This is a genomic window from Roseburia sp. AF25-13LB (assembly GCF_003478915.1).
In the GTDB taxonomy this organism is placed as follows: domain Bacteria; phylum Bacillota; class Clostridia; order Lachnospirales; family Lachnospiraceae; genus Roseburia_C; species Roseburia_C amylophila.
The window spans coordinates 1-7,662 of sequence record NZ_QUFO01000019.1; the positions used below are offsets into that span (position 1 = coordinate 1).

General features: G+C 32.2%; 12 protein-coding genes. All 12 read right to left on the minus strand.

The window, feature by feature from the left end; genetic code table 11:
• Positions 1-132 precede the first annotated feature (132 nt).
• Entirely contained in the window at positions 133-360 is a 228-nt protein-coding gene (locus DWY37_RS15365) for an Imm74 family immunity protein (protein ID WP_118544588.1), read from the minus strand.
• Positions 361-488: 128 nt separating this feature from the next.
• Positions 489-1,196 (minus strand): PoNi-like cognate immunity protein, encoded by a 708-nt coding sequence (locus tag DWY37_RS15370; RefSeq protein ID WP_118544587.1) that lies wholly within the window; start codon positions 1,194-1,196, stop codon positions 489-491.
• A 14-nt stretch (positions 1,197-1,210) separates the two neighbouring features.
• The gene (locus DWY37_RS15375; protein WP_118544586.1) at positions 1,211-1,969 is read right to left on the minus strand and encodes a hypothetical protein; all 759 of its coding nucleotides are present in this window, start codon (positions 1,967-1,969) and stop codon (positions 1,211-1,213) included.
• Between the two features lie 349 nt (positions 1,970-2,318).
• Entirely contained in the window at positions 2,319-2,609 is a 291-nt protein-coding gene (locus DWY37_RS15380; RefSeq protein WP_118544585.1) for a hypothetical protein, read from the minus strand.
• A gap of 403 nt (positions 2,610-3,012) precedes the next feature.
• On the minus strand, positions 3,013-3,171 hold the full coding sequence (locus tag DWY37_RS16225; protein ID WP_243092129.1) for a hypothetical protein: 159 nt from the start codon (positions 3,169-3,171) through the stop codon (positions 3,013-3,015).
• Positions 3,161-3,598 carry a hypothetical protein gene (locus DWY37_RS15390; RefSeq protein ID WP_118544584.1) on the minus strand — a complete coding sequence of 146 codons (438 nt, stop codon included), beginning with the start codon at positions 3,596-3,598 and terminating at the stop codon, positions 3,161-3,163. The genes DWY37_RS16225 and DWY37_RS15390 overlap by 11 nt, the downstream gene beginning before the upstream one ends.
• A gap of 836 nt (positions 3,599-4,434) precedes the next feature.
• Positions 4,435-4,977 carry a T6SS immunity protein Tdi1 domain-containing protein gene (locus tag DWY37_RS15400; protein WP_199650072.1) on the minus strand — a complete coding sequence of 181 codons (543 nt, stop codon included), beginning with the start codon at positions 4,975-4,977 and terminating at the stop codon, positions 4,435-4,437.
• 10 nt (positions 4,978-4,987) lie between these two features.
• Positions 4,988-5,563, minus strand: coding sequence for a hypothetical protein (locus DWY37_RS15405; RefSeq protein WP_118542488.1), 576 nt, complete (start codon positions 5,561-5,563; stop codon positions 4,988-4,990).
• A gap of 109 nt (positions 5,564-5,672) precedes the next feature.
• The gene (locus DWY37_RS15410; RefSeq protein WP_118542490.1) at positions 5,673-6,215 is read right to left on the minus strand and encodes an RNA 2'-phosphotransferase; all 543 of its coding nucleotides are present in this window, start codon (positions 6,213-6,215) and stop codon (positions 5,673-5,675) included.
• Positions 6,208-6,567 (minus strand): hypothetical protein, encoded by a 360-nt coding sequence (locus DWY37_RS15415; protein ID WP_118542492.1) that lies wholly within the window; start codon positions 6,565-6,567, stop codon positions 6,208-6,210. Before DWY37_RS15415 ends, DWY37_RS15410 begins: the two co-directional genes overlap by 8 nt.
• A 254-nt stretch (positions 6,568-6,821) precedes the next feature.
• Positions 6,822-7,235, minus strand: coding sequence for an Imm63 family immunity protein (locus tag DWY37_RS15420; RefSeq protein ID WP_118544583.1), 414 nt, complete (start codon positions 7,233-7,235; stop codon positions 6,822-6,824).
• 14 nt (positions 7,236-7,249) lie between these two features.
• The coding region (locus tag DWY37_RS15425; protein ID WP_118558564.1) for a TNT domain-containing protein at positions 7,250-7,662 on the minus strand (413 nt) is incomplete at its 5' end.

A 7,662-nucleotide genomic window follows, 5' to 3' on the forward strand; every position in this document is an offset into this window, starting at 1 on the left:
TTAACATCATGGATTCTTAATTGCTTCACAACAGCCATGATGATTAATTAATAAACATGCATGAGTTGTAGGTTGTTGGAAGTCCGAAAGTATAACCATAATAAATACTATTAGTCAGAAACATAACTGGTTTTATTCAAAAATAATCTGCACCGTATTTTCATTCATACTTTTCTGTACTTCTTGAATGATTCTTTCCATCTGTTCTTTACTAATTTTCTCATGTGGTGGCTCCCATGTTTTCATAGTGTCCATATACGCCACAAACTTTCTCCCTACAAGCATTTCTCCTTCCGCTTTTATAACATACCCATTTTCTAAATCAAACTTAACATAATTCATACTACCTGTGATTTTCATTTTCTCACCATTAAATCAACAAAATATTCCTCAACTTTTTCACAATATCGCAACAGCCCTAATAGTTAATTAATAGACATAAGCGTTTTTAGGTTGTTTGGAACTCGAAAATATAACCACAATAAAGTTTATTTTTTATAGTGAACTAAATCATATGGATAATATGGTACATCCTTTAAACTACTATCATCCAAATTTAGTATCTTTGCAATGGCACCTGCTTCAAAGCTCCAGTATCCATAATACACTTTTTGGTTTGATTTATGACTATCATACCAAGCGCATTCTCTATGTATTTCATACCAGTTCTCCAATAAATACTCTTTCAACTCTTCACAAGCCATCTCTCTATCTTTTTCTAAAATTTGTTTTAAACAATCATACACTTTAAATTCAAATGTTTCCTCTTTTCTTTCCCATGTCGAATCAATTTTTTTAATCCAAAAATTTACCAAATAGTCATCAAACCTTTCTGATATAATTTTTTTCTCTAATTCAAATATATCACTCTTATCAACTTTGAACAGCACCGCCAATGAAAGCACTTTTATCAACTCAATATAACCATATTTTCTATTCCACATCTTACTATAATAAAACAATAACTTTTTATAAACTTCTTCAATTATTGCCAGATCTTCTCCTAAAGAATATAGTAGATTTATTTCCTTTTCATAAGAATTAATCAAAATATTATATCCATTACGGGTACCTCTATCTGATTCTCCCTTTTCAAGAGTTGTTTTTTTTACGGCATCTTCAAACATTTTTATACTTTCTTTTTCTTTTTGAATTAACAAATTAAAATAATGTTCATCTTTTATTCTATCTCTCATTTTTTTCTACTCTCCTATTGCTTGATTCCATCAATTAATTTTGTTATATCAATACCACCATCTGGCAAGACTTGCACCAATGAAGAGCCTACATTATCTGGATTTAAAATCATTTCCATTTTAATGTCATTGGCAACTTCCTCACCAACAGCATTTTCCAATCTATCAATTATCCATTTATCACTCATCTGTGGTGTTCCATCCGCAAGTGTCGACAACCTTGAACTACCATACTTTGCTTCACCAATTATATATTGTGGATAATCATCTGGATTATAATACACTCCATCAATTCCTTGATGAGTTGGTGTATTTAAATCGGTTACTCTGTCGAGATTTATTCTCTCATATCCCTGACTTTCGAAATATGTATCCATCTTCATCTCACCATAATTACCTTTTTGAATATTATTGCTTAATGTAACATCTCCATTCTCTACTCCTTTTATAATGTCTTTTACAGAGTTTAGACCACTCTCCCCCACATTCCCCAGTTGCTGTTTTCTAAGTTCCAACAGCTCCTCCGGGGTTACTTTCTTTAATGCAAGTGTTTCGTCTACCTTTCCGATTCCTTTTATTTCTGCCTCTGTCAGCCCTTCCTTGCTTCCATTCTCAAGAAAATCAAGGTATTTCTGGGCATCTTCTTTTGACATTCCTTCTGCAAAAGAACCGTGTAATCCACTTACATTTGCCATGGCATCTATCTCATTGAGCATTCCAGTCAGCGAACCTGTTAAGAAGCCTGCCAGTGGACTGTTGGTAGCTTCTGTCATTCTCTTGTCCACATAGCTACGCAGAACTACAACCCCTTACAATTACCGCAAAAAAGATGAAAATGTCCAATTAAATTACCGCTTTTTTGACCGATTTTTATAATATAAATACCGCTATTCAATGCAAAAACACATCATCTCCACAGCACCAAGCGCTATGAAAACAATGCATTTTAAGTCTAAAAATACAATGTACAGTTTTGATTTCAGATGTCAAATTTCGCCCTAGGGTCTTCAAATTAATCTACATGGATTACATCACCTTCGGCGAAAGCCATTCCGATTAATTTAAAGACCGAAGATTTTTGTGGTGGTTGTCCTTATGTGGAGACATAATTAAAATAATATATTACCATTTTTGACATTCTTTGCTATAAAACAAATCCACATCAGATGCCGCATCGTACAACGCTTTTATAGTTGCCAAACTGTCATATTCTGAAATCCCTCTCATTGTACCAATAAGTCCACCTTTAGAAGCAGGTAATGTACCATCCCGTAATTTTTTTATTACGACTTCAATTCTATTTTCATAATTATTTAAGTATTGACTTTTTTCATCATCTACTATTTCCTTGGCTTTATCAATTTCTTGTACTAATAGTTCCAATTTTTTTAATAATTCTTGTCTTTTATCCATAATAGCAATCTCCTTTAATTTGAAAAACTTCTAATCTCTGTTATCCAATCTGTATCAAATTGATTAAATAAATATTGAACTCCACCACCTGGTCTAGGGTCTGCAATCAATACATCTTTTTGGAAATCGTAATAAGCACATTTTCCATTAACATATTTAAAAATCTCTCTTCCCGAGATTTATTTGTTAGTTCTTGAAAATATACCCCTCTTCTAGTTTTCAAATAGGCTCTGACATTAGAACTTTCATAATATGAATAATCATCCACTAATTGCATACTCTTTAAAACTTGCGAAGAACTAATAAACAAAGATTGCATAGCATTCATTATATCTCTATTTTTTTCTAATCCAACAATTGCATCACCATTCCCCCAGATATATGTGTATATTTAATCAAAAAACTAATGCCAAAGTTTTGTATGTCCATATAAAATACCACTTTCTGTCGGAATATCAAAAACAGCAATATAAACCTGCTCATCATTTTCTAATTTCAAATTCATATCAGTATTTGTATACTTCAGTACATTTTCTCTATATTCCAAATATTTACTTACCACTCTTTTCTCCTCCATTTAATAACTCCCTTATGTCTTTGACTCTTTTTATACCCTCAGCATTCTTCCTGTATAACTTACCATCTTTATGAAAATAAAAATTAAATTCATTTTTTAACAAAACAGACTTTAGCAAATTAATTGCTTCTTCAATACATTCTGTACTCAGATGATTTTTAAATTTACAAATTCGCTGCAAAGAATTAGATGCTTGTTCATCATCAAAAATTGATATATCAAATAGTGTTATATCATTTTCTATCACAATTCTATAATTATGAGGATAATACTTGTATTCTAATCTAAAAAAACCTCTGTTTTCAAAACTGCATATTGCTTCTGTTTTTTCGATATCTGTACCAAATATTTTACACATATATGAGTCAAACAGCTCAACATATTTATTATAAAAACTACTATCTAACCGCATGCCAAATTCCCCCTTCATCAACAAACTTATAACCATTATATCGTACCAGTGAAAAGCAGTGATTATCCGATTATGGCTACGGTACTTCACTTATGGGAAAGTATCTGGAAGATTTCCTTCTTACTACCAGTATGAATGCAGGAATACTTATTATACTTAAAAGTATTTGGTTTTTATTATCAGTAATAGAAACTACTGTCAGTATTATTTGTAATTGTCTGTGTTTATGAGACCTATGCGTTTTTATTTCTCTAATGCTCATAAATCATCTGAAAGTGAAACTTAATTACGAATTAAATCTTGAAAATACTGGTATTCTTACGGATTTCATTGAGCATCTGACAGTTACGGAAAACAAACTCAATGAAGCCTATAGTTCATGATATGGATACAGATAAATGGATTTTTTTGCTGGAAACCTCGTAACGAAATTGAAGGGCAATTTTTAATACATTTTTCTCAAATCTATCGAATATGAGATTTCCCAGCTTTATCAAAACATCAGTTCTGCGGAAAGCATATTTTTCTTTATCAACGGAAATAATGATACTGTAAGGCTTTCCTACATTGTACGAAAACTTTGTCCGACATTTTGGTCTGGATAAAATGATTAGGATACACAGAACTACAACCCTTTCAATTACCGCAAAAAAGATGAAAATGTCCAATTAAATTACCGCTTTTTTGACCGATTTTTATAATATAAATACCGCTATTCAATGCAAAAACACATCATCTCCACAGCACCAGTGCTATGAAAACAAGGCATTTTAAGTCTAAAAATACAATGTTCAGTTTTGATTTCAGATGTCCTTAAGTAGATACATAACTAAAAATTATAATCTACTTTTTACTTGCGTTAGTACGCTCCAATACACTTCCATATCACTATCCTCAAGATTATTTACGCTATCTTCTCCTCCTAGAAACAACGGAACTTTATAACCAGCACATCTTCCATAAACAATCGACTTACCAAAGTTATTCATCCATTCATCAAAAAATGATTTCGCTAAACATGCATCAGCATATAATGGAATTTCCTCATTAAGAAATTTGTCAAATGTACAAGGAATTTCTAATACATCATTAGTTCCTATTTCAAACATCAAAATATTTCCATATGTACTTTTCCTTAAATCAATTCCAAAACAACGTCCAAGCCAATCATAACCAAAAATTTTAAACAAATTCTGGAATTCTGGATATGCTTCACTGACAATTTCTGTCCATTTCTTTACATTATCCTTTGAAAATGAATTAAACAGCCCTTGTCCAAATCTTTTTCCACCTAATTGCATGATAAAATCATTATACAAATCTTCTGAGTACTCAATCACGATGTTCTCATTAAAAAACAACAAGAAATCTCTAATCATATCATTCTCCTTACTTTATCGTAAATTGTCCGAATACCGTTCCATCTGGATAATCTTTAATAGTATTTTTTATTTGCACACCTAAACTTCTATTAACACTCATATCTAATGGATTCATATTCAATATATCATCTGCTCCTCCCAATTGCAAATCAATAGTATGGTCTACATCATATCCACTTGGTACAGATGATTTACCATACGCTGATTTATACCTTGAGGACGCCGATGTTCCTCCTCTATTGGCAGGTGTTTTTACTGTCGTGGCATCTGAAAGTGCCTTTACTTTTGCATCTGCCTCTGCCTTTTGTGCTGCAGTCCAACCATCTTTATATTTCAATTCTATATCTACAGAATCAGTACCACTCTCCCCTACATTTTCCAACTGCTGCGGTCTTTTTACATTATTTACTACTTCCAACTCTGCCTCATTGAGCGTTCCATAAGCACTTTCTCTTTGTGAGATGACCAAAAGGCAGACTCTGAGCACGATATTCGAAAGAAGTAGACTGATATCAGCAGTCTGGAAAAGAATTTGAAAATTAACATAGAAAAAACGCATTATCTCCATAGCACCAAGTGCCATAAAAACAATGCGTCCTAAATTTTAAAGAAAAAATATTCGGTTGTGATTTCGGATGTTCTTATACGAAGAAAAAAGCCAGTAGATTTTTTACGTCTACTGGCTCAAAGCATTACATCTCCATTATATATTTACTTGGTATTTCATCAGCCAACCAAACTTTTTCATTTCCATAATAAAATATTATGCCTTCTTTCCATGCCTGTTTAGCATCAATTTTCAAGATACAAGGTTTCATATCATGTCTCATACCGACACTATGGGCAGTTTCAACATCCTGTGACAAATGAACATATTGCCTTCCATTAGGTAACAACCCCTTTTCTCTAATAGAATTTAAAAATCTTCTAGCTGTTCCATGGTACAATACTTCTGGTGGTACTTTTTCCTCTTTTGCAATTTTAATTGGAATAGAATGTCCATAATGAGCTTTTATTTTTCCACTAAAAATCTCATGTCTTTTCTTTTCTGATTTTTGAATCATTATAACCAAATCGTTTTCAGATATATTTCTCCACTTCTCTTCCTTATGCAAAGCATCCAATAATTGCTCCACTGGCACCCAACCTTCTTCATCCATTTCTAATTCATATTCCCATGGAGCATGACGAAGTGCATAAGATATTTCTTTGCTTAATTCTGTTAATTTATCCATTACTTTCATCCTCTTTTATCATTTCTTCAACGGCATCCTTAAACCAATCCCAAAAGCAATCATATTCTTTTCTTTGCTCATATCCTGCACTAGCAAAATCATGAACAATCTGTACTTTATTACCTTTTCCGATTTCAAAGCAGGCTATATCATCACCATCATCCCTTCTGGCAAAAGGTACTAGTTGTCTTTCAGGATATCTATTTTTTAAACCTATAATTCTAATTTCTACCTGTTCCTTAGTCATTAAATACCATAAATCTAAATCCACTAAATTTAAATCTACAATTTTAAGAAACTCTTTAGGATAACTATATCCCTTATATATTTCTCGAACATTAAATATTTCCACTTACCTTTATCCTCTCTATTAATATTCAGTTGCAGGCGTTGGTTCTAAACTCCAAAATCCGCCATTTTTTCACCAATCTATATAATATAATCTCGCCTTCATATATAGTTGGTGTTGCTTTTTCTCCCTTGAATCAAGGTTTCTCCAAAGCAATGATTTTTACCACCTAAAATTTTACCGCTGACTTGAAATTAAAAATTCCTGTGCAACGGTAAATTCCATCACGCCCAAAAAAGCTTTGAGATAGTTACAAATTAAATATCGTTATATGGATTTTTTTTAAGAATTTCTTCTATTTCTTCATCTTTTCTTTTCTGAAAATCATGTCCAAACAACGAAAAAATTTCTTTTTCTTTTGCAAAAAGAGCTCTGCGAAAATCCTTTCCCTTTTCTCTATTGCATATTGCAAAATTTATTATAATATTAGTAGAAATTATCTCTACTGCATTCCATAAAACTTCTCTCTTTTCATCTGTAACAATATCACTTCTTATTTTTCCTTTTTCAGTAAAAAGAATATGATATTCATTGTTCTTATTAAATATATATGTTCCTTCTACACTATTATCTGTTCCTTCAGCAAAGAACAAATTTCCACAAGAAACCTTTCCTAACCGCGTTTGAATTTCATTATATACATAATTTTTTAATTCTTCTGTCGATAACATCTTACACCTCTTCCTTACTTGGGTACAATATATCCTTCTTTAATCAATTGTAATATTGGTTTTGGAAGTTCATATTGTAAACCACCGCCTGCCGAACCACCCCACGGTGCAATCTCTGCTTGTATCGTTCCTGGTATCTCTTTTATTACTTCAAATTCTTGATAAATAGCAGGATTGGTATTCGGTGGCAACGCTAATTTACTGGCATCTGCTCCTGTTTGTGTGACAAAATTACTCTTTTCTCCAATATTTCCATACCTTCCCAGTGTAGTTCCTGGTTTTAAAGTTATATTAACTTCTGTTCCTGGCACAGCACCATTATTTGGCGGATAATTGATTGAACCATCTGGTTTATACCAACTTGTATCTATACCACTCTCTCCAACATTTCCCAACTGCTGCGGTCTTTTTACGTTATTTACTACTT

Coding starts and splice junctions, on each gene's coding strand:
- DWY37_RS15365 (WP_118544588.1), bottom strand. CDS start 360: ATGAAAATCACAGGTAGTATGAATTATGTTAAGTTTGATTTAGAAAAT.
- DWY37_RS15370 (WP_118544587.1), bottom strand. CDS start 1,196: ATGAGAGATAGAATAAAAGATGAACATTATTTTAATTTGTTAATTCAA.
- DWY37_RS15375 (WP_118544586.1), bottom strand. CDS start 1,969: ATGACAGAAGCTACCAACAGTCCACTGGCAGGCTTCTTAACAGGTTCG.
- DWY37_RS15380 (WP_118544585.1), bottom strand. CDS start 2,609: ATGGATAAAAGACAAGAATTATTAAAAAAATTGGAACTATTAGTACAA.
- DWY37_RS15390 (WP_118544584.1), bottom strand. CDS start 3,598: ATGCGGTTAGATAGTAGTTTTTATAATAAATATGTTGAGCTGTTTGAC.
- DWY37_RS15400 (WP_199650072.1), bottom strand. CDS start 4,977: ATGATTAGAGATTTCTTGTTGTTTTTTAATGAGAACATCGTGATTGAG.
- DWY37_RS15405 (WP_118542488.1), bottom strand. CDS start 5,563: ATGGCACTTGGTGCTATGGAGATAATGCGTTTTTTCTATGTTAATTTT.
- DWY37_RS15410 (WP_118542490.1), bottom strand. CDS start 6,215: ATGGATAAATTAACAGAATTAAGCAAAGAAATATCTTATGCACTTCGT.
- DWY37_RS15420 (WP_118544583.1), bottom strand. CDS start 7,235: ATGTTATCGACAGAAGAATTAAAAAATTATGTATATAATGAAATTCAA.